General features: G+C 45.3%; 16 protein-coding genes. 5 read left to right on the forward strand and 11 right to left on the reverse strand.

Annotated elements, in window-relative coordinates:
• Positions 1–89: 89 nt before the first annotated feature.
• The 5 genes from D0X99_RS06740 to D0X99_RS06760 all read right to left on the reverse strand — a co-directional run bounded on the left by D0X99_RS06740 (position 90) and on the right by D0X99_RS06760 (position 7,671).
• Positions 90–755: a hypothetical protein gene (locus D0X99_RS06740; RefSeq protein ID WP_119476855.1), complete on the reverse strand. Its 666-nt coding sequence runs from the start codon at positions 753–755 to the stop codon at positions 90–92.
• A 184-nt stretch (positions 756–939) separates the two neighbouring features.
• Complete coding sequence (locus D0X99_RS06745; protein ID WP_119476856.1) at positions 940–1,743, reverse strand: metallophosphoesterase family protein; 804 nt, start codon at positions 1,741–1,743, stop codon at positions 940–942.
• 179 nt (positions 1,744–1,922) lie between these two features.
• Positions 1,923–2,789, reverse strand: coding sequence for an ATP-grasp fold amidoligase family protein (locus tag D0X99_RS06750; protein ID WP_158587681.1), 867 nt, complete (start codon positions 2,787–2,789; stop codon positions 1,923–1,925).
• A 232-nt stretch (positions 2,790–3,021) separates the two neighbouring features.
• Entirely contained in the window at positions 3,022–6,699 is a 3,678-nt protein-coding gene (gene purL, locus D0X99_RS06755) for a phosphoribosylformylglycinamidine synthase (RefSeq protein ID WP_119476858.1), read from the reverse strand.
• Positions 6,700–6,864: 165 nt separating this feature from the next.
• Positions 6,865–7,671, reverse strand: coding sequence for an alpha/beta fold hydrolase (locus D0X99_RS06760; RefSeq protein ID WP_119476859.1), 807 nt, complete (start codon positions 7,669–7,671; stop codon positions 6,865–6,867).
• A gap of 224 nt (positions 7,672–7,895) precedes the next feature.
• Here D0X99_RS06760 and D0X99_RS06765 point away from each other — a divergent pair, with 224 nt between their 5' ends.
• From D0X99_RS06765 to D0X99_RS06785, 5 genes are all read left to right on the forward strand, one after another.
• Positions 7,896–8,501: a TetR/AcrR family transcriptional regulator gene (locus D0X99_RS06765; protein WP_119476994.1), complete on the forward strand. Its 606-nt coding sequence runs from the start codon at positions 7,896–7,898 to the stop codon at positions 8,499–8,501.
• A 14-nt stretch (positions 8,502–8,515) separates the two neighbouring features.
• Entirely contained in the window at positions 8,516–9,874 is a 1,359-nt protein-coding gene (locus D0X99_RS06770; protein WP_119476860.1) for a TolC family protein, read from the forward strand.
• A gap of 40 nt (positions 9,875–9,914) precedes the next feature.
• Entirely contained in the window at positions 9,915–11,048 is a 1,134-nt protein-coding gene (locus tag D0X99_RS06775) for an efflux RND transporter periplasmic adaptor subunit (protein WP_119476861.1), read from the forward strand.
• Positions 11,049–11,050: 2 nt separating this feature from the next.
• The gene (locus D0X99_RS06780) at positions 11,051–14,455 is read left to right on the forward strand and encodes an efflux RND transporter permease subunit (protein ID WP_119476862.1); all 3,405 of its coding nucleotides are present in this window, start codon (positions 11,051–11,053) and stop codon (positions 14,453–14,455) included.
• 125 nt (positions 14,456–14,580) lie between these two features.
• Entirely contained in the window at positions 14,581–15,078 is a 498-nt protein-coding gene (locus D0X99_RS06785; RefSeq protein ID WP_119476863.1) for a UpxY family transcription antiterminator, read from the forward strand.
• A gap of 30 nt (positions 15,079–15,108) precedes the next feature.
• Here the strand turns inward: D0X99_RS06785 and D0X99_RS06790 are convergent, their stop codons facing one another.
• From D0X99_RS06790 to ligA, 6 genes are all read right to left on the reverse strand, one after another.
• Positions 15,109–16,953, reverse strand: coding sequence for a toll/interleukin-1 receptor domain-containing protein (locus tag D0X99_RS06790; protein ID WP_119476864.1), 1,845 nt, complete (start codon positions 16,951–16,953; stop codon positions 15,109–15,111).
• Positions 16,954–17,065: 112 nt separating this feature from the next.
• Complete coding sequence (locus D0X99_RS06795; RefSeq protein WP_119476865.1) at positions 17,066–17,770, reverse strand: hypothetical protein; 705 nt, start codon at positions 17,768–17,770, stop codon at positions 17,066–17,068.
• Between the two features lie 122 nt (positions 17,771–17,892).
• Positions 17,893–18,081, reverse strand: coding sequence for an exodeoxyribonuclease VII small subunit (gene xseB / locus D0X99_RS06800; RefSeq protein ID WP_119476866.1), 189 nt, complete (start codon positions 18,079–18,081; stop codon positions 17,893–17,895).
• Complete coding sequence (gene xseA, locus D0X99_RS06805) at positions 18,078–19,385, reverse strand: exodeoxyribonuclease VII large subunit (protein ID WP_119476867.1); 1,308 nt, start codon at positions 19,383–19,385, stop codon at positions 18,078–18,080. Before xseA ends, xseB begins: the two co-directional genes overlap by 4 nt.
• A gap of 3 nt (positions 19,386–19,388) precedes the next feature.
• Complete coding sequence (gene dapA / locus D0X99_RS06810) at positions 19,389–20,252, reverse strand: 4-hydroxy-tetrahydrodipicolinate synthase (protein WP_119476868.1); 864 nt, start codon at positions 20,250–20,252, stop codon at positions 19,389–19,391.
• 137 nt (positions 20,253–20,389) lie between these two features.
• On the reverse strand, positions 20,390–22,843 hold the full coding sequence (gene ligA, locus D0X99_RS06815) for an NAD-dependent DNA ligase LigA (protein WP_119476869.1): 2,454 nt from the start codon (positions 22,841–22,843) through the stop codon (positions 20,390–20,392).
• Positions 22,844–22,847 lie beyond the last annotated feature (4 nt).

Raw genomic sequence — 22,847 nt, forward strand, 5'->3', positions numbered from 1 at the left:
AATTTACAAGAAACAAAAAAGACCTAGTTTTAAAATTAGTTTAACTAATGTAAAATCCGTTTCAATAAATAGATCTTTTTTTGTTGCTCTTAACTATTAAATTTGAAATTTCCATTTTCTCTTCTGTAAATTTCTCCTTTTAGACTATTAGCAATTGCTATCTTAATATCAAAATTGTCAGGATAAGAATAAACTGTTTTAGTTAATTTTATCTCGCCAAATTTTTGTTTTCCGTGACTGTCGTTGCATAAAACTTGCCTTTGAAAATGTGAACATGTAATCTCACCTTCGGAAATGGTCAGGAATATTGTCAAAATAGTCTCAAGAGGAAGAAAAAATAATGCTTGTTTTTTTGTCATGTCCGAATTAAATAAAAAACCATCAAGTTTGTCTGAACTGTCATTTGAAAAGAATAATGAAAAGCTATGAATTATTTGGTTTATAATAAATCTCCAATCCTTTTCGGACTTTATTACTTTGTCAAAACTGTAATGAGTATCAATTTTGTGCCGATTCATAAGGTCAATAATTGTTCCTTTACTTTCATAAAATCCCAATTGTTCTTTCTTGGTCAAAAAGTCCTGTGGTATTTTCTGTGCATCATCAAGTTTTCTTGTAATGTAAGCGCCTATCAGTAAGGCCTTTTCAACTTTTACTTGAGATTGCTCAGTTATTCGTTTGGAATGTCTGAATTTGGCAATTGTCAAAAAACTATTATATAATTCCTTTTTCCAATTATAGCTTTCGTGTATCATTTTTTTATTGGGTTGCCTTTTAGAGTGAGTGAAAACTTGTTTCTAGGTAAACTACTGGTATGAATATTTACTTAAAAATGGATGTCCAAATGCACCTTTAATATCTTTTTTTCTCAAATAAATACTTCATTCCCATTCCAAAAAATACCCACTTCTGGATAATTCCATCAGCGGTTAGTCAAACTTAAAGGTTATGTCCGTTTAGGATCATTCCTTCTTGGACGGTCTTGAGATAGGTGATGGCCTTGCCGTCTTCGCCTACTTCGCAGACCCGGTAGGAAGGAAAAGGATTGCCCCAGTTGCCTCCGAAATGTCCGGACCAGAGGAAGGGCTTTTTTCGGTAGATCATCTGTCCATCCACATCGTGATCATGGCCGTGAAAGGTTGCCCGGACATTGGGATAGGAGGTGACTAGGTTTAGGAAGTCGGTACAAGGTACCCCGTGTCGGGTCCATTCGTTTTGGGAGATATGGACAAAGACAAAAACATTGGACAGGGAAGCATACTCTTCCAGTTTGCTTTTGGCGAAGTCCAGGTTGGCACAGAGGTATTCTCCTTTTTCATTGGAGCAGTCCAGCAGGATGATGCCCGAGTCTTTTGCTTGGAAAGAAAAGTTGGTCGCCTGTCCCATAATCCGTTCGAAGTCAGTCAGGCTGACCCTATCGTGATTGCCCCGGGTGACGTAATGAGGAATTTGGAGTTGGGAATAGACCATTTTTACTTCCGGAAGCAGCGTCGGTTCGTCATGGATCAGATCCCCGTTGAAGACCACAAAGTCCACGTCTTTTTCCCGATGGATGGCCTCGATCAGGTTGCGGTGGGAAGTTTCAAAATCAGTGTTAGGCTGTCCCCAGTGTCCGTCCGAAGCGGTGATGAATTTTAGTTTGGTGGCTTTTGGGAAATCCATTTTCCCGTAAGTGATAAATGGTAGCGTCATCAGAGAGGAGCCGATCAGGCTGAGTTTTTGGAGAAATGGACGTCGGTGCATTCCGTAAATTAGGATTTTGAGTTGGAAAATCGGGTATTTCTCCGATGAATCAATCTGACTTTTTCCATGTATTTCTTTAGATCAGCCGATTTTTTCCTACTGCATTCAGTAGAAAAAAAGCGAAGATTAATCCAAGCAGGAGTAGTTTTCGGGGCATAAACCAGAAGAGAATTCAACTCCTAAGCTCCTGCTTTTTGAAGAAGAAGCCTTCCTTCACTTATTTTTTTTCCAAGATTGAAGTCCAGAGCTTGACATTCAAACCGGTCCAATCCTGAACCTGGATAATGGGTGATCTCCCCAAAGTGAATTTTGTCCTCAACCGAATAAAGGTCGATCCGGACCAGTTCAAACTCCTCCGAGAGCGTTTCGGCCAAATGAAGCAAACGGTCTAGGTTTGGGATTTTGGGGATTTCGGGCATAGGGATATCATCACCCATTGGGCCGCCCACTTCCCGTAGAAGAGGATCCAGATAGCAGGCAAAACTTTGCTTCCCGCTTTTGTAAAAAATCCCGATCATTTCCACCTGTCCATGGATGCAATAAAACTTGAAGTCAAGCGGCAGCCTGCCCTGCCCGTCTCTCAATACTTTCTCACAGATGATTTTACGGGGAATATCCCGATAGCCCCACTCGTGAAGGGATTGTCCATAGCTGGAGTTCAGCCACTTTTCGCAGGTGGATTTCAGGAAACGGGGATCGGCGCCGGGCTTTACATGGAGGTTTGCGCCCGAACAGTGATTTGCCTTTAAAAAAAATTCCTGTCCAAGCTTATCGAAGGGAATATCTGTTCCTGATTTGCTGACGTGGAGCAAAGGGATTAACAATTCATCCCCATACTGTCTCCCAAGCTTTTGACGGATGTATTGCCTGACTTGAAATTTGTCCGAAGTGATGGGAATCAGCGGGTTTCGGTCCCTGACTTTTTTGAAATTGACCCATTCACAGAATGTCCTCGGCTGATCCAAATTGAGTGGATATCCGTGTTTTTTGAGGAATGTGGTTTTCAAAAAGGGATAACCTGTAGCCTGCTGTTTCAGGTTGATCAAACGGTCCCGGTAGGTTTGGATTGTGAAAGAAATTGCCAAAGAATCTTGGGAATAAGTTGGTATCGAAAAGTGAATACCAATTTTATAATTTATCCTTAGAATAGAATCTTCAAAAAAGGAAAGTGCAGAGAATCGTAAATGAATTTCCAGAATTCCCTACTTCCGGAAGCAATAAAAAATCCCTTCCGGTTTTCACCAGAAGGGATTGATTCAAATCTCAAATTTTCAAATCTCAAATTCGTCCTTCTACCCAATTCTTTGCATTGACAAACGCCTCCAACCAAGGAGTGAAGTCGTCATTTCGTTCGCTTGGATAATGGGCCCAGTTCCATGGCTTCAGGCTTCGCTCGATGTGCGGCATGATGGCCAGGTGACGTCCGTCTTCGGAAGCGATACCCGCTGTCGCAAAGTCAGAACCGTTTGGATTGCCGGGATAAGCAGCATAGCTGTACTTCATGGCGAAGTTGTAGGCATTGTCACCTTTTGGAAGGTAGAATTTGCCTTCTCCGTGCGCTACCCATACCCCGAGACGCTGACCGCTAAGGCTGCCGAGCATTACGGAGTTGTTTTCCGGTACGGTCACATTCACGAAGCAGGACTCAAACTTATGGCTGGCGTTGTGCAGCATTTTTGGCTTCTGGTCGTGGTCAGGTGTTACCAAACCAAGCTCGACCATCAGCTGGCAGCCGTTACATACCCCCAAGGAAAGCGTGTCTGGTCTCGCGTAGAAGTTGTCGAGCGCCTGCTTCGCCTTTGGATTGTAAAGGAAAGCACCAGCCCAGCCTTTCGCCGAACCCAACACGTCAGAATTGGAAAATCCACCTACGAAGACGATCATCTGTACATCGCTGAGGTCTTCTCTTCCTGCGATCAGGTCGGTCATGTGGACATCCTTCACCTCAAATCCCGCCAACCACAGTGCATAGGCCATTTCACGGTCACCGTTTACACCCTTTTCACGGATGATGGCCGCCTTGGCATTGCCTTTCGTAGTTCTGAAAGGATCTATTCCAAGCTTCTCAAATTTACCCTCCCATCCCGGAGCAAAGTCGTAGCTCAGGGCGTGGTTTTTATAATTTTCGAATCGGTCTTTTGCGAGCTTTTCTCCGCTTTGCTTGCGATCCAGGAGATAGGAGGACTTAAACCACAAGTCTCTCAACTCAGCCACATCCAAGGATAGAGATTCCAGGCTTACTTTTCCGCCCAAGTTCACTTCTGCCAGTTCTACAAAGTCGATATCAGCCTTGGCAAGCAGATCTTCCACGGCGTGATCGTTGGCTACTTGGATGAGGATTCCCGGATTTTCTGCGAAAAGAGCCTTCACCACATCTGATTCGCCCAATCGGGATTCCTTTACGGAAAGACCCAAGTTTTGACTTGGGAAGCACATTTCCAGCAAAGCGGTGATGATACCTCCTGAAGAAATATCGTGTCCTGACAAAATCAAACCTTTGGAAATCAATTCCTGAACGGTTTCAAAAGCCTTGGCGAAATAAGCTGAATCAGCCACGGTAGGCGTTTCTTTGCCGATCTTGTTGAAGATCTGGTAAAGGGAAGACCCCGCCAGCTTTGCAGCATCCTGGGAGAAATCAAGGTAAAGAACCTTTGTTCCTGCTTTTGGAAGAAGTGCGGCTTTAACTGTTTTGTTGATGTTGGAGCATTCTCCTACGGTGGAAATGATTACCGTTCCAGGTGAGTACACCACTTTTCCGTCAGGGTATTTCTGAGTCATGGAAAGGGAATCCTTTCCGGTTGGAATATTCACACCCAGCTCGATGGCAAAGTCTGAAACGGCTTTCACCGCTCGATACAATCGGTCGTTTTCTCCCTTGTTTTTCGCAGGCCACATCCAGTTGGCAGAGAGCGAAACTCCCTTCAGTCCATCCTGGACTGGAGCAAAAATCAGGTTAGTCAGCGCCTCAGCAATCGCCAGTCTGCTGCCCGCTTCCGGATTGGCCAAGGCCGCTACCGGAGCATGTCCTATGGAGGTGGCGATGCCTTTGTTTCCTGTATAATCAAGCGCCATTACCGCCACATCATTGAGTGGAAGCTGGATTTCACCAACTGTTTGCTGGGTTGCCACGCGTCCGGTTACCGAGCGGTCCACTTTGTTAGTCAACCAATCTTTACAAGCAACTGCTTCGAGTTGAAGCACTTCCTTGATGTATTCTGACAGTTTTCCAGCCTGATAATCTGCCTCTGCGAAAGTAGGGCCTTCTCCACTTTTGTCCTCCAACACAGTCTTTGGTGAGGAGCCAAACATGTAGGCCAAATCCCAATCCACAGGCTTTTCACCGGTCTTTTGGTTTTCAAACTTGAAGTGCATGTCTCCGGTCGTCTCGCCTACCACATAGAATGGTGCGCGTTCACGCTCGGATAGCTGCTTGAGGGTATCGATGTCTTTTTTGCCTACCACCAATCCCATTCTTTCCTGGGATTCATTTCCGATGATTTCTTTCGCAGAAAGAGTAGGATCACCAACCGGAAGTTGGTCGATGTGGATAGTTCCGCCGGTACTTTCCACCAGTTCTGAAAGACAATTCAGGTGACCTCCTGCTCCGTGGTCGTGGATGGAAATGATCGGGTTGTTTTCGCTTTCGGCCATGGCGCGAATCACGTTGGATACACGCTTTTGCATTTCCGGATTGGAGCGCTGGATGGCGTTAAGTTCGATGGCGTTGGAAAGTTCTCCGGTATTCAGGGAAGAGACTGCAGAACCGCCCATGCCGATGCGGTAGTTGTCACCGCCCATGATCACGATTTGGTCGCCTGCTTTTGGCTCGCCTTTTTTTGTATAGTTGGCATTGGTAAATCCAATACCACCAGCCAGCATGATTACTTTGTCAAAGCCGTATTGCTTGTCGCCTTCCTCGTGCTCAAAAGTCAGCAACGAACCCGCGATGAGTGGCTGTCCGAATTTATTTCCAAAATCGGAAGCTCCATTGGAAGCTTTGATCAGGATGTCCATCGGGGTTTGGTAGAGCCAAGGACGCTCAGCCAGATTTTTCTCCCAGCTTCTTCCTTTTTCAGATCGGGAATAAGAAGTCATGTACACAGCGGTACCAGCCAGGGGAATGGAGGCTGTTCCTCCCGCCAAGCGGTCGCGAATTTCCCCGCCTGAACCTGTTGCAGCTCCGTTAAACGGCTCGACGGTAGTCGGGAAGTTGTGGGTTTCCGCCTTCAGGGAAATGACGGTATCAATTTCCCTCGGCTCAAAAAAGTCAGCCTTGTGCTGGGTTTTCGGTGCGAATTGCTGGACTCTTGGTCCTTTGACAAACGCCACGTTGTCTTTGTATGCGGAAGCGATCCGGTTTGGATTGCGCTTGGAAGTTTCCTTGATCATCTGGAAAAGCGTCATTGGCTTTTCCTCTCCATCGATCACAAAGGAACCATTGAAAATCTTGTGACGGCAGTGCTCAGAATTGACTTGGGAAAATCCGAACACTTCGGAATCAGTAAGGGGACGGCCTAATTGTCTGGAGACATTTTCCAGATAATCCACTTCTTCCTGGCTTAAAGCCAACCCTTCGGATTTATTGTACCCTGCGATATCGGTTACTGCTTTGATCGGCTCAGGCTGGAGGTGGATGTCGTAGATTTCCTGATCCAGTCCGTCATATGCTTTCTGGAGCATCGGATCGATCTGATCACCCTCGTTCATTGGGAAAAACTCCTCGATTCGTTGGATGCCTTGGATTCCCATGTTAACTGTGATTTCCACAGCATTGGTTGACCAAGGGGTGATCATTTCCTTTCGGGGTCCGGAGTACTTTCCGGCTACTTTTTCACCTTGAATCAGCTTGGCTTCGCCAAAAAGCCAGGTGAGTTTTGAAATGTCTTGGGTGCTGAGGGGGTGGGGTACTTGAACTCCGTAGATGAGTTTCTGAGGGGATTCAAAGAAGAAAATCATGTCCTTTGGCTGGTAAGTCGCAAAGGTAAGGATTTGATATAGATTGGAAAATTCTCCCGGTGAATATCGGGATGCAGATTTAAAAATTACTGCATCTCCAAGGGAAGAGCTTAGGTAAGTAGTTCTTGAAAAGAAAATGGTGGAAGAGTGGTGAATCGAGTTGGGTTAGAACTCGGTTTTTGTTTGTAGGTAATTGGCGGCAGCTTCTATTAAGCCACCGTGGCCGACGGGAAGAATGATTTTACGGAGATGAGGGATTTTGGAGCTGAATCGTTCGAGGTTTTCAGCCGTTACCATTTTGTCGAATTCACCGATAAACAAAGTGACTGGGATATTGGGATGTTTTCTTGCCAGACGGATGATTTTGCCCAACTGGAGTTGGAGGTTGCCCAGGACTTTCCACACAAAATAGGCTTGGGCACGCTTAGATCGGGTTTCCATTTGGGTTTTGACAAATTTCACCAAGCTTTTTTCCACCAATCCTGCCGTACGGAGACCTTCGACAATCCCGAAAAATCGGTTTGGTTTGAAAACTACCCGCTTGAACAGCGGATGAAAATAATTGGGATAGCTGCCCATGCTGTACCAAAGTCCGGTTTTGATGCCGTCAGGAGCAAGCAGTGTCAGGCTTTTGATTTGTTCAGGAAATAGTTCGAAAGTCAGCAAGGCAAATTTTCCCCCCATGCTGTATCCGATTAGGTGAAAATTCCGAAAACCTTCCTGAACCTGAAGCATGTGGATCAAGTCTGCCCAAACCGATCTATCCAATTCCCGGTCAGAATCCATCCATTGGCTGCGACCATGGTAGAACATATCGAAAAAAAGGAAAGTCTGCCCGGGCTTTCTGATCCGGTCAAAGTCCAGCATGTCCCGATGACTCTGACCAAACCCATGGAAAATCAGGAAAACTTCAGAACCTGAGCCTTCTTTTCGATAAAACCATTTTCCCCGGGGATGAATCAGGTAATTCATGTCAGAAAATTATGTTTCGAAGTTAGATATAAGCAAAGAATTTTATCAACACTTTTTTTAATGAAACGAATTATATTTTGATTTAATCGATCAAATTTATTTTTTGTTCGATTTTGTACACTCATTACTGCGTGTGGGGAAATATTATTTTTGAAAAAACTCAGGAAACTTTGAACCAACTGATAGTTTCCATAGTTTTGCACCCAAATTCAACAGGAGGATCAGTGACAAGAACAAGAATTTTGGAGATCGCAACGGAGCAGTTTTTCCGATTTGGAGTAAGGGCTGTGACCATGGAAGACATCGCAAGACAGGCAGGGATTTCAAAAAAGACGATTTACCAGGAATTTGCCGACAAGAAGGATTTGGTAAAAGAGGCTTTTGAAGTCATTCTGGAAAAAGACAGAAAAAAATTGACTTTCATTCTCGACAATGAGGATGGAGTAATAGAGCACTTGGTACGGACTTCCAAATTGATGCGGGAACGTTTGCAAAACATGAATCCCATGGTCATCATGGAAATCCAGAAGTATTTCCCGGAAGCATGGAGAATGTTTGAAGAGTTTAAAGAGCGGGTAATCCAGGAAGACTTGGTCAATGTGCTGGAGAAGGGAAAGCAACTCGGCTATTTCAGGCCGGAAATCGACTCCCAGATTTTGGCCAAAGTCCGAATCAACCAAATCACATCCGCCTTTGACGCAGAAAAATTTGGACTGGCAGATTACAACATGGCAGAAGAACAAATGGTCCTAATGGATCATTTTTTACACGGAATTTTCACAGAAAAAGGCCGAATGGCATTTACTACACAGCAAGCTATTGAAGATTGAAAACTAACCTAACTATGAAAAAGTACCTTTTTACGATTTTGGTATTTTTACTTGTTTTTTCTGGAACCCAAGCTCAGGAAGTGGCTCAACTTACACTGAACGAGGCACTTCTGTACGCCATCGAAAACAACGTAACTACCAAAAATGCCAGATTGGAAACACTGATTTCCAAAGCAACGGTAAAGGAAACCACTGCACTTGGACTTCCCCAGATCAATGGATCTTTTAACCTGGACTACAATCCACAGATTCCTGTGGTTTTCCTTCCAAATCAGCCTCCTTTCGGAGATCCTAGCAATCCCAGTGATGTAATTCCTGCTCGATTTGGAGTGAGTTATTCTTCCGGAATAGGGATTACCATGACGCAGATGATTTTTGACGGATCTTTTTTCGTTGGCTTGAGAGCGGCAAAAACCCTGACTGAGCTTACCAACATGGATCTGAGTAAAGCAGAAAACGACGTGATCGAAAATGTCAAGAAGGCTTACTTCACGGTGTTGGTCAATCAGGAAAGAATCCGATTGGCCCAGGCAAACTTGGCCCGAATTGATACCCTGCTAAAAGAAACCAAAGCGCTTAACGAAGCTGGATTTGCAGAAAAAATAGACGTGTCCAGAATTCAGGTTCAGCGCAATAACACTTACACCCAAACGCAGCGTAGTCAAACTGCCTGGGAAATCAGCAAGGAAATCCTAAAGCTGCAAATGGGAATGCCTTTGGAGGTGGATATCGTCATTACAGAGACTCTTGAGGAACTCAACCCAAAAGAAAATTTGGCTCAGTTGCTTGTAGATGAAGGACAAAGCCGAATTGAACTTGACCAATTGAATACGCAAATCGAATTGAATCAGCTGGATCTCAAGTACAATACCAGTCAGTATATGCCTACGATTGACTTTGTGGGTAATACGCTGAGAAGAGGAGCGGGAAATGAACTGAGTACCGTCTACAACAGTCAAAACTGGTTTGGAAGCTCCCTGCTTGGTGTCAGTATGAACATTCCGATTTTCGACGGCCTATCCAAAAGTGCGAGAATTCAGAAAAACCGGGTTACCATCAACCAACTCGAAAACCAGCGTTTTTTCCTGAAAGACAGTTTCAAAAACGAGCTGTTTACCGCCAAAGCCAATCTTAGAAATGACCTGAACATTCTCCAAGTACAGCAGGAAAACCTCAAACTCGCGCAAGAGGTATTCGATATTGCCCGAATCAAGTATCAGGAAGGTGTCGGATCCAACCTGGAAGTAGTGGATGCAGACGCTGCATTGATCGAAGCGGAAATTAATTTTCTCGCGGCGCTTTATGACGGTCTGATTTCCAAAGTAAATCTCGAAAAAGCCCTTGGCCTGTTGAAGGCTGATTTGACTAACTAAACCAACTCTTTCTCTTAAAATCAAAAAATACCTCATTCATATGAAATCCATCTTAAAACTTTTACCCCTCTTCGCCTTGGCAGTGCTGGTTTTTTCCTGCGGCCAGGAAGATGGCATAGATGCCAAGAAAAATAAACTCGCTGAACTCAAAGATCAGGTCAGCACATTAAGTGACGAGATCAAAAACTTGGAGGCAGAGCTTTCCAAACTTGATCCGGAATTTGCCAAAACGAACAAGAAATCAATCCTCATCACCACTGCTGCGGCTCGAAAAGGTGAATTTACCCACTTTGTCGAGGTGACAGGTTCGGTTCTTTCCAAGAAAAACGTGTCAATCAGTTCTGAGACTGCAGGTAGAATCCTGGAAGTTCCGGCTATCGAAGGTATGCGGGTAAGCAAAGGACAAATTCTAGCCCGAATCGATGCGGAATCCATTGAGCGTAACATTGAAGAAATGCAGAGCTCCCTAGATTTGGCTACGACCATTTTCCAAAAGCAGGAAAGACTGTGGAACCAGAAAATCGGTACCGAAATCCAGTATCTGGAAGCAAAAAACAGAAAAGAAGGACTTGAAAAAAGTTTGGCTGCGATGAAAACACAGCTGAACAAGGCTTATGTGAAAGCTCCTTTTTCAGGTACTGTCGAAAGTGTTCAGGTTAGAGTAGGAGAACTCGTGCAGCCAGGTGTTCCGATGTTTCAGTTTGTAGGAGAAAGCGATCTGTTCATTCAGGCTGACGTATCAGAGAGTTTTGTAGGTGTGTTGAGCAAAGGTGATTCTGTTCAGGTCGTATTCCCTTCACTGAATAAAACCATTACCACAAAAGTCTCTGCTGTGGGAGGGATCATCAACCCAAACAACAGAACGTTCAGCATCGAAGTATTTCTTCCAAACCTGCCTGATGTAAAGCCAAATATGATTTCAGTGCTGAAGATTCAAGATTATTCAAACAAAGAAGGTGTCATCGTACCTGCCCATTTGATTTTGTCAGATACCCAGGGAGACTACCTTTTCATTGTTGAAAATGGAACTGCAAAGAAAAAGTATGTGAAGCGAGGTTTGACTTTTGGAGATGAGACCGAGATCCTGGAAGGGCTGACCGGAACTGAAACCATTGTAGACAAAGGCTTCCGTGAAGTAGGAGATAATTTCAGTGTCAATATTGCACAGCTTTAATCATGACTGATTTTTCAAAATCCAAATCAATCAGGGAATTTGGGTTGTCCAGCTTTAGTGTGGACAATTCCACTTCCGTGGTCATTTTGACCCTGATTATTACGGTCCTCGGACTTGGGGCTTACCGCACCATGCCCAAGGAAAGTTTCCCCGAAATCGTTATTCCGACGGTTTACATCGGTACACCCTATCCCGGCAACTCGCCCGTGGATATGGAAAACCTGATCACCCGTCCGATCGAGAAACAACTTAAGTCTCTGAACAACATCAAGGATATCAAATCCACTTCGGTACAGGACTTTTCGTCAATTGTGGTGGAGTTTAACCCCGGTGTGGAGATTTCCAAGGCGATTCAGGATGTAAAGGATGCCGTTGATAAATCCAAAACCGACCTTCCTTCAGATCTTGATCAGGATCCCAATGTGTTGGAAGTAAACACTTCCGACTTTCCGATCATGAACGTCAACATATCAGGCCCTTATTCCGAGCAGGAATTGAAAAAGTTTGGGGAATACCTGGAAGACGAAATCGAGAAGCTTCCGGAGATTTCCAAAGCAGATTTGGCCGGTACCGTGGAGCGGGAAATTCAGATCAACGTGGATCCCTATAAAATGGAAGCCGTTGGTGTGAGTTTTGGCGACATCAGTCAAGCAATCCAGACGGAAAACCTAACCATATCAGGTGGTAACATCAAAAGCGGAGATTTCGAACGTACTGTCCGAGTGGATGGTGAGTTTGCAACGCCAGCCGATCTGTTGGATATCATCGTCAAGACCGATCAGCAAAAGATTGTTTACCTGAAAGATGTGGCTGAGGTTAAGGATACGTTCAAGGAAAGAACATCCTATGCCAGAAGCAAGAATCTTCCCGTGGTCACCATCAACGTGACCAAGCGTAGTGGGGAAAACCTTCTTGACGCAGCTGATAAGATCAAAATGATCATTGAGACTACGAAGGAAAACCGTTTCCCTGAGAATTTGGAAATCACCATTACCAATGACCAAAGTAAGCAGACCCGGACTCAGGTAAGCGACTTGGAAAACTCCATCATCTTTGGGATGATCCTCGTGGTCTTGGTTCTGATGTTTTTCATGGGATTCCGCAATTCCCTGTTTGTGGGTTCGGCGATACCCCTCTCCATGTTTATTTCCTTCCTGATTCTAAATGCGTTTGGGATCACGCTCAACCTGATGGTTCTTTTCTCCCTGATCCTTGCCCTAGGTATGCTTGTGGACAACGGAATTGTGGTGGTGGAGAATATCTATCGAATGATGCAGGATGGCAAGCCGGCTATTCAGGCTGCTAAGGAAGGGGTAGGAGAAGTTGCAGTACCAATCATCAGCTCTACAGCGACGACACTGGCTGCCTTCCTTCCATTGGCATTTTGGGATGACCTGGTTGGGGAATTCATGAAATACCTCCCGATTACATTGATTATTGTACTGTCTGCCTCTTTGTTTGTGGCCTTGGTGATTAACCCTGTTATGACCGCCATGTTTATGAAGATAGATGACATGACCCAGGAAAAGCCCAAGCAGAAGTCCATTATCGTTTCAGGTATTTTTCTGGTACTTGCCATAATCTTCTATTTGGTAGGATGGAATTCCATGGGTTCTTTGTCTTTGGTTACCTCTGTTCTTATTCTATTCAACATTTTCTTCCTTAGAAAAGCCATCAACTGGTTTCAGACGGTGTTTTTGGTTAAGCTCGAAAATGCCTATGAGAGCACCTTGAATTACGCACTTCACGGTAAAAAGCCCTATTGGTTCCTGAGTGGAATGTTTGGCTTATTGATCTTTTCAATAGCCCTTTTGGGAATTCGTGCTCCAAAAGTCCTTTTCTTTCCGGATAATCAACCTCAGCTGATCAACGTGTTTATCGAATTTCCGATCGGTACTGACATCCAAGCGACTAACACCTTTGTGGATAAAATGGAGGATGAAATGATCGATGCCTTGGAACCCTATGGCGGAATCATTGAGTCGGTCATCACCCAAGTGGGAGAAGGAACCAGTGATCCTCAGGAAGGACCAAGTCAGCAGGCTACTCCGCATAAATCAAAAATCACTATCGGTTTTGTGGATTACATCGAGCGTCAGGGAATCAATACCAATGACGCCATGGAAGTAATCCGGGATCTGGTTGAAAAATACCCAGGCGTTTTGATAACTGTCAACAAGCAGCGAAACGGTCCGCCGGTAGGAAGTCCTGTGAATATTGAATTTGTGGGTGAAGATTACGAGCAGTTGATTGCTTTTGTCGAGGAGACAAAAAATTACCTTGAGTCCAATAACATTCAAGGTTTGGAAGAACTCAAGACGGATTTGTCTTTGGGAAGTCCTGAAGTGGTGGTACAAATCGACCGGGAAAAAGCCAGACGATTTGGGCTTTCTACTTCTTCCATTGCCACTGAATTGAGGACCTCCCTTTTTGGTTTGGAAGTTTCCAAATACAAAGAAGGAGAGGAGGATTATCCAATCCAGCTGCGCCTTTCCGAAGATTACCGTTATGACATCAATACCCTGGTCAATAAGAAAATTGGTTTCCGGGATAAGTTTGGAACCAAACGAGAGGTGCCGATTTCAGCGGTTGCAAATATCCAGTACGGTTCTACCTATGGATCGGTAAAAAGGAAAGATCTGGAGAAAGCAATTACCATGTTTTCCAACGTGCTCGATGGATACAATGCCACCGAAATCAATGCACAAATCAAAAGCTTAATGGAAAATTATACGGTGCCTGAGGGTGTTACTGTGAAATTTACAGGAGAGCAGGAAGAGCAGGCAAAATCCATGGCATTCCTCGTCAATGCCCTTTTGATTGCAATTTCTTTGATCTTCCTAATCATTGTGGCCCAGTTTAACTCAGTGATCAGTCCATTTATCATCATGACCTCTGTACTACTGAGTACCATAGGTGTATTCCTTGGATTGGTGATTTTCAATATGGACTTTGTGGTGATTATGACTGGTATTGGAATTATTTCCCTGGCTGGTGTTGTGGTTAACAACGCGATCGTATTGATTGACTACACAGACTTGGTACGGGTCAGAAAGCGAGAAGAAAAAGGAATCAAACCGGGACAATACCTCGAATTAGAGGATCTACTTTCCAGTATAGTGGAAGCAGGAAAGACACGTCTTCGACCTGTATTGTTAACCGCAATTACCACCGTACTTGGATTGGTGCCTTTGGCGATAGGAATGAATATTAATTTCAGCACCTTGCTCAGCGATTTTGACCCTCAGTTTTATGTAGGGGGTGATAATGCAGCTTTCTGGGGACCGATGGCTTGGACAGTAATATTTGGGCTAACCTTTGCTACAGTCATTACGTTAGTGATCGTACCAGTTATGTATTTGTTGGCGGATAAACTCGCAATGAGATTTCGCAAGATCAAAGCATGATTGATTTAAGGTTGGTGGTTTTTTTTGACAAAACCTCCGGGACTGTGTCCCGGGGGTTTTTTATTTTTTATCCCGGCTAATCCACCTCAGTTTTGTAATTTTGCCATCCCAATAAAACTTTAGCCATGGTGGAAATGAAATGGTACGTGATGTACACCGCATCGCGTTCAGAAAAGAAAGTTGCAGAACGATTGAAAGAAAAAGGCTGGGAGGTGTATTTACCCATTGTTGAAGAACTCCGTCAGTGGTCAGACCGCAAAAAGAAAGTTCAACGGGCACTTTTCAACGGTTATGTTTTTGTAAAGACCAACCGCAACCAACTTTGGGAATGCCTACAGGTACCGGGAGCAGTAAAGTTTGTCCATTTTTCAGGTCATCATGCCACAATTCGGGAAGAAGAAATAGAAATCATCAAGCGGGTAGTGACCACAGGTGTGGCTGTGGAAACAGACGGCACTGAAATCGAGCCAGGGGAAAAAGTAAAAGTAATGGGAGGTCCGCTTCAGGATATGACCGGGGAGGTGATAGAAAAAGGAAACAAAGACTATTTCCTGATTCGTATTCCGGGAATTTTACAGAATATGCTGATTACCATTGAGCGGAAATTCCTGCAGGTGATTTGATATTTCAAAAAATAGCCATTTTGGAAAGGCTTAGTATTGAAATTGTGACCTTTTGGTGATTTTCCGAAGTGTTTTCAAGGAAGCCGAGTCCATTTCCTGTGGTCTGGGAGGAATTCTCTCCAGAACGACGGGAGACGACGAAGATTCCTGACTCATTTGATTGGTGGAGAATCTACTCACTGAATCGAGGATTTTTTCTACCGAAAAATCTTGATCAAATTCCAATTCAGAGGCGATCGAGTCAGGGATTGCAAACGCACGGATCTTCATTGGAGAATTCAAATCTTCCAATGTATACAAATCCCTCATAGTGACGACAAAGGCCATCACTTCCACAGATCCTGATGTATTCTCCTCACTGAAGGTCAAAAGCACTTTCCGACTGTTCGGATTTCCTGATCCCATTCTGGTAGGGAGCGACTCTTCCTCGCTGTAATTGAGTGTGTCATTTGAGGAGGATTCAGCGTATTGTGGAGGTGGAGATCCAACTAACTCTTCACCTAAATCAATGCTGTAGTTGGCAGAATCTGTGGCAGATACTTCTGCATATTCAGGTGAGCTTGTCGTAAACCCTCCGTTGAAAATTAAAATCCCTGCTGTCAGCAAAACCAAAAGAGATGCTGCATACGGCATAAATTTTTTAAAAAGGGTAGGTTCGGATAAAGGACTTTCAGGAGAAGGCGCTGGAGATGAAGCAGTGGAAATTTTTGTCCGGTCTGTCACCTCCTCGACTTCAACAGTCATTTCCGGATATACTTCTCCTGTTTTCCAGTCGGGACTGGGTGTTGTTTCCTTTCCCAGTGTGTGGAAAACGGTACTTGGTATTCTAGGAGGTGTAAGTCCCTCTTCGGCAGTTTCAAACCGGGCCAAAGCCTTCGGAACCACAGCTTCAGTGACCACATTCCGTTCAAGAACCACATCTTTTTTCCGCTCTTTTCCCTCGATGATCTGAATCAAAGTCACCCGTAAGATGAGCGTGAAATTGCCGGTGTTCAGGGCTTTAACATCAAATAACCACTCGGTGAAATCGTCTTCAAAGATGACCTGTTCCTCATTATTCAGGGGCTTGATTTCAAAATTATGGCCGTCCTTTCCTTCATTCAGGGAAACTTGCATCACGTTTCCAAGTCGAATGGATTCAATTACTCGTTGATCTTCCGGGATTTTCAACCCCTCCAAAAGGTAAATTTCTTCCCATGCCAGTCTCACCGTACACCTCGTCCAGGTATTCAATTGCATCATACCCGGAATATGGTAAAGTACTTTCCCTTCTTTTCTGGATGCGGTAGCAGAAGAAACAGGTTGAGGGGATATTTTTCCGCTTTGCGAAAGCAGCGCGTCGATCAGCGGTTGGTACGATTTTGACCTCATGATCTCCAGCGTGAGCGTATTCATGTTGCTCAGCTTTCCTGCCAATTCGTCGATAGCTCCCCTTATGTCTGTGTAGAGATTGATGTCTTCCTGAACTTTGCGGGTATCGGCAAGGTTGTCCAATTCTTTGGCGCTGGCATTGAGTTCTTTTATTTTTTGATCCCAATATTTTAGGTAATTCAAGATTCCAAGCGAATCGTAGATATTGGCGTCAGGAAGGACAATTGGGAAAATGCGGTCAAAAAACTCACCCTTTCTTTCGACTTCCATCAGTTCAAACATGCAGTTTTTGGACTTCAGGTATTTGTCGCTGATGATCAGGACGACTAGGTTGCCCTGTCCTATTTGCTGCATAAATTCCCGGATTAGTCCTTTGAATCCAAGGTCGGTTTTATCCCTTACCAGGGATATTCCCCGCTGTTGGAGGATGGCTTCGACTTCGTTGGCTACGGTTTCACTTTCACCACCCCAGGCATAGGAAATAAAAACGTGCTGTTGGGCCATTTTGACTTGAAAAATCTGTCCTCCTGAAGGTAACCCACTTTTGTCAAAAGTTCAAAAATGAAACCGGCAACCTGTTTGGGCTGCCGATTTTATAACTGGGATTTCCTGGAAATCAATCTTGGGTCTTTGGTATAAAATACCTTCGGAATACAATCTGTGCCTGAAAAAGATGATCTCCGTATCGGTTATTTCCCACATTGCCATCCAGATTGTCTGTGAAAGTCCAAAGCATGGTTCCTTCACCGGCAATATCGGAATAAGGACCTATCCGTAAACTAAGTCCAGCCCGGACTGGGACATAACCGGTGGTAATCTGATGCTCGGTAGGTGCTTCTTCAGGACTGAACGATTTGGTTTGCTCGGTCCTCACATGCATTACGCCCAGTCCTGCACCACCATAAAGATTGACTTTACTTCGGTGCATATGATTGGAAAAGGGTATGAGGTAAAAGCTGGGAATAAGGTCGAAAAAATAAGCGGACCCTTTTGCAGTGAAGGACGCGTTTTCAAAATACCATTTATCCCGAAGGGTAGTTGGGGGATTTCCACCACTGCTGATCCATTGAACTCCAGTACTCGCGCGAAGCTCCACCATTTCAGAAAGCTTATTGGTCAGGGAAACCGAGAAGGCTGGTTTGACTGCAAAGTTGAAATCCCGGTACTGGCCGCCATTGTCCAAGTAGGAGAAAGAGGGCCCAAGTCCAACAGTCAGAATATTGTCTCTTGAAATCCGCTCTTTGTAAAAGTTTTGAGCTGAAATACTGCCGGAGGACAGGATAAAAAGAACTACAGTCAGGTGTTTAACTAGGGCGTTCATGTGGTAAGGTCTTGATAATGTGAGAAGAGTAAATTCTCTTTTTCAATTTTGGCAACAAGCATGCCAAGAGGAATGTTGATTTTCTCTTTAACTCAACAAATCATGGTTATTGTTTGGGCAGATCATGCTCCTTCAAAAGCCTTATGTATGTCCGATTCAGTAGTTTTTAATCGGGTTCGGCAGAGCTTCACCAAATCGGCAGCCTCCTTGACCAAATCCGAAAGTTCATCCACTGATTTGTTTCCTTCTTCCAATTGACTCAGGATGGTCTCCAGTCTGGCCATGGCATCGGTATAGTTTAGATCTTTCATTTTTTCAGGATTTGAGTGATTGTACTGCTGATTTTTTGATTTAGGGTAAAGGTTTCGATCTGATCACCGATTTCCGCCTCAGTCAGATGAATCGGTTTTCCTTCCAGTTCGGTACGGGTAAAACCTCTTTTCAGGATGGAATTGGGGTCGAGTTGCCTCAATAGATTTTCCTGATTATTCAGTTTTTCCTGCTGTTTTTGAAGGAAATTTTCAAGGCCTTTTTTAAGACCTTTTTCAATTGTTTCCAGTTTCAGGTGTTGGATTTTAAGCTGGGATTTAGCTGCAAGATCGATTCGGTTGATTCGGTTTTTCACCTTTTCGGCTTCCAGGGAAATCCGGTTTCCTGCCAGAGATTTAGCTCGAAGCGCATATTGATGAATCTTACTTTCTTCCTCACGAAGTTGATGCCGGGTAGATCGGTCCAGTCGTTGAAGGACCAGCCCCAGGTTGTCTTCAAATTCGCGAAACCCGGAAAGTAAAAATTCAGCTACAGCGGTTGGGGTTTTCAGTCGGGTATGGGCGACTAAATCAGCCACTGTTTCGTCTCGTTCATGACCTATGCCGGTAAAGACCGGAATTGGAAAGTTGGCTATCGCTACACCCAATCTGTAATCGTCAAAGCAATCCAGATCCAGCTGTGCTCCTCCGCCACGGATGATGATCACTGCATCCAGGCTAAGAAGTTCGGTTTCAGCTTTGATGCGCTCCAAGGCGGTGACCAGACTTGTCACAGCTTCATTTCCTTGCATGAGGGAATTGAACAGCTTGTGATAAACCTTGTATCCGTAGGGATTCTGCTCAATCTGATTGACAAAATCACCGTACCCGGCTGCTGATGCGCTGGATATAATGGCGATTTTTTGGACAACTTGGGGAAGTTCAAAACGGGCGTTTAGTCGAAGAAGACCCTCGCGAGTCAGTCGGTCGATTGTCTCCTGCCTCAGTCTGGCGCGTTCTCCCAAGGAAAAGGAAGGGTCGATATCTTTTACATTCACGCTCAAGCCGTAGACCGGATGGTAGCTGACGGCCACCTGCGCCAACACCTTCATCCCGTTTTTCAGACTGGTACCCGTGACAGATTCGAATTTTGCTGAGACGGAGCGGTAAGTAAATTGCCAAAGGTTGGCTCGGATCTTAGCGAGCACCTGATTTCCTTGTTTTTCTACCAGTTCAAAATACACATGTCCCTGTGGTGCGAGACGGAAATCCGCCAGTTCACCCACAACCCAATAGACCGGCTCGAGTTCGTTTTCCAGCGTCAGCCGGATTTGCTCGGTCAGTTGGGAAATGGAAAGTGGTGACATGGATTATTTATTCTGATAGGCAGCCTTGATCTGATTACTCAGCTCGATACTGGCGCTGAGCATAGGCAATCTCACCTGATCCCCGGAAATAATTCCCATGTGGAAGAGGAGATTTTTGATACCGACCGGATTGCCCTCGATGTACATCAGCGAATTGAGGGTAAGCAATGAAAAAGTCGCCTGAATTGCTTCTTCATTTGTGCCGTGAGTCAATTTTTTGAACGTGTCCGGAAAGGCATTGGCCAGGACGGAAATAACCCCATGTCCTCCAATGCTCATCAGGGCCTTGGTCATCAGGTCATCGCCGGAAAGCAGTAAAAAGTCCTTAGGCATAGCCGCTGCGATTTGCATGCACTGCTCAAGGTTCCCGCTGGCTTCCTTCATTCCCACAATATTCGGATGATGGGACAGATGAAGCGTGGTGGCAGCAGTCATGTTGGACATGGTGCGGCCTGGGATATTGTAAAGAATCACCGGTACCGGACTGGCATCAGCTATGGCTGTATAGTGAGCTACGATTCCAGCCTGGCTGGGTTTGTTGTAATAAGGGCTGACCGAAAGAATTGCGGCTACTCCGTAGAAATCGGTGTTTTTGATTTCATTCACGACCGCGTGAGTATTGTTTCCCCCAATACCCAAGACTACGGGCACTCGGCCGGCATTGTATTCCAGGCAGGCTTTCAGCACCTGTTTCTTTTCAGCGGAGTTTAAGGTAGCAGCCTCTCCGGTAGTGCCCAGCACCACCAGGTAGTCCACTCCGCCCGAAACTACATGATCGATCAGCCGCTTGAGGCTTTCGAAGTCAATCGAGTAATCGTCATGAAAAGGAGTGATTAGTGCCACTCCGGTGCCTTTGAATGCATTCATGGTTTTAGGTTTCTTAGGGCTGCAAAGATACAGTCTTGGATTGGTTTTGACTTCCGTTTATAGAAAAAAACGGGTTTAGTGAGTTTAAACCGTGATTTGGGTTGGTTTGGACTGAATTCTTTTTTGGTTTTTTGGAATCACCCGTTGACCATCTTCAAAAACTCCTCCTCTGAAATCAGCGGCACGCCGAGCTTTTGCGCCTTTTCCTTTTTGCTTGGACCCATTTCTTCCCCTTCGATGATGAAGTCGAGGTTTTTGGAAACGGAGGAAATGTATTGACCTCCATGCGCCTGCACAAAATCCACAATTTCATCCCGTTTGAAGTTTTGAAGTTTGCCGGATGCGAGGATTCGTTTGCCGGCAAGGGCATTTCCAAGTTGAGTTGATTCCCGTTGCTCAATTTCAAATTTCAAACCGTGAGATTTCAGTCGGGCGATGCTGTCCAGATGTTCAGGTTGGGCAAAAAACTCCCGGATACTTTGGACCAGGGTTTCGCCAACTCCATTGATTTCCAGCAGTTGTTCGGAACTTGCTTCCTGGAGTTTTTCAATGCTTCCAAAATGCCTGGCCAAAAGCTGGGCGGTATTTTCACCGATATTCCGGATGCCCAGCGCAAACAGGACCTTTTCGAAAGGCTGTTCCTTGGAAGCAAAGATTCCCTCCATCATGTTGGAAATGACTCCTTCCTGGAAAGTGTTGGCCTTGAGTTTTTTGATCCGTTCATTGAGCTCGGATGGGAGATCCAAGTCCAGTTCCAACAGAATCATGTGAACGGTACCGTGCTTTTTGCTGGCTTCGAGGATTTTTTCAAAGTCAGTTCTTCTGCCCAAAAAAATCTCCAATACCACCGCCACCGGCACATAATCCTCGACTTTCATCAGATCGGCATGCTGGCTGAGGTTATGAATGAGAAGGTCAACCATGCCTACATTGGAAGGGACTTTTTTCTTCCAGGCGCGGATCTGTGCCTGAAATGCCCTAAGTCTATCCTTGAGCGGCAAGTGGGTTGTTTCCAACAAAAAGTCCTGGATTTGCTTGAAGGAAATGCTTTCGGTCAGGGCAAAAAGTGCCTTTTCCAGAGAGATATAAAGCAATCCCGACACTTCCCGTTCGTATTGGTCCTGACTCATTTCCAGTCCGAGAAGTTCACTTTGTTTGGTGTCGAGTTCGTAGATGTCGGCGTAGGTTCTGATAAATCCCTGATCGATCAACGCACGGATTCGTTCCGTACCCAGGGAATCGATGTCCATCGCCCGCTTGCTGACAAAGTGCTCAATGCGCCCCAATACTTGCGGAGGACAGCTGACGGCATTTGGGCAGTAGTGCTTGGCTTCCCCTTCTTTTCGGACCAACTGAGATCCGCATTCCGGACAAGTGCTGATGTATCGGATGGCGTGGGCATGGGGTCTTCTTCTTTTTTCATTGACCCCTGTGATTTTTGGGATGATTTCTCCGCCCTTTTCCACGAAGACAAAATCCCCTTCATGGATCCCTAGCCGCTCAATCTCATTGGCATTGTGAAGAGAAGCGCGCTTGACCGTAGTTCCGGCCAGACTGACCGGGGCCAAATTGGCTACAGGAGTGATGGCGCCGGTTCGACCGACTTGGTAGGTGATGGAGAGTAGTTCAGTTTCGGCGCTTTCCGCTTTGTATTTGTAGGCAATGGCCCAGCGGGGGATCTTTGCCGTAAAGCCCAGTTCTTCCCGCTGATCATAGTCGTTGATTTTGAGCACTACGCCATCGGTGTCGAGTGGGAGACCGTAACGTTTGTCTTTCCAGTCCTCGATGTAGTCCAGTACTTCTGAGATGCTGTTCACTTTTTTGTAGGTCGGCGAAACGTTGAATCCCCAACTTTCGATCAGGTGAATGGCCTCGTCATGTTTGGTGACGCCGATGTTTTCGCCCAAAAGCTGGTAGAAATAGCAGTTTAGCCGTCTTTTGGCTACGACCGAACTGTCCTGCATTTTGAGCGTGCCTGAGGCGGCATTTCGGGGATTTGCCATCAGTGCTTCGCCCTCTGCTTCCCGTTCGGCATTGATTTTCATAAATTCCTTAAGAGGAAGAAAAATCTCGCCGCGCACCTCAAATTTGGCGGGGACATTTGCCGCCCGGATTTTCAGCGGGATGTTTCGGATGGTTTTTACGTTGGCCGTGACATCGTCTCCTTTGGTTCCGTCACCGCGGGTGACTGCCCTGACGAGTTGCCCGTTTTCGTAGACCAAGCTGATTGCCACTCCGTCAAACTTCATCTCGCAGAAATACTCGTAGTTTTTGTGTCCAAGTCCCTTCATCACCCGCTCATCAAAAGCGATGAGTTCCTCCGTAGTGTAGGTATTTCCCAAAGAGAGCATGCGATATTCATGCTCCACTGTCTTGAATTCTTTGGTAATGGTGCCGCCCACCCGTTGGCTGGGACTATCCGGAAACAGCAGGTCCGGATACTCCCGCTCAAGCCTTACCAGTTCTTCCAGTAGCTGATCAAACTCATAATCAGAGATTTCGATTCGGCTTTCCTGATAATACAACTGATTGTGATGGTTGATTTCTTTGCTGAGTTGAGCGATTCGGGCAGCGGCTTCGGCGTGAGTCATGAGT

This window comes from Algoriphagus lacus, from assembly GCF_003583985.1.
Classification (GTDB): domain Bacteria; phylum Bacteroidota; class Bacteroidia; order Cytophagales; family Cyclobacteriaceae; genus Algoriphagus; species Algoriphagus lacus.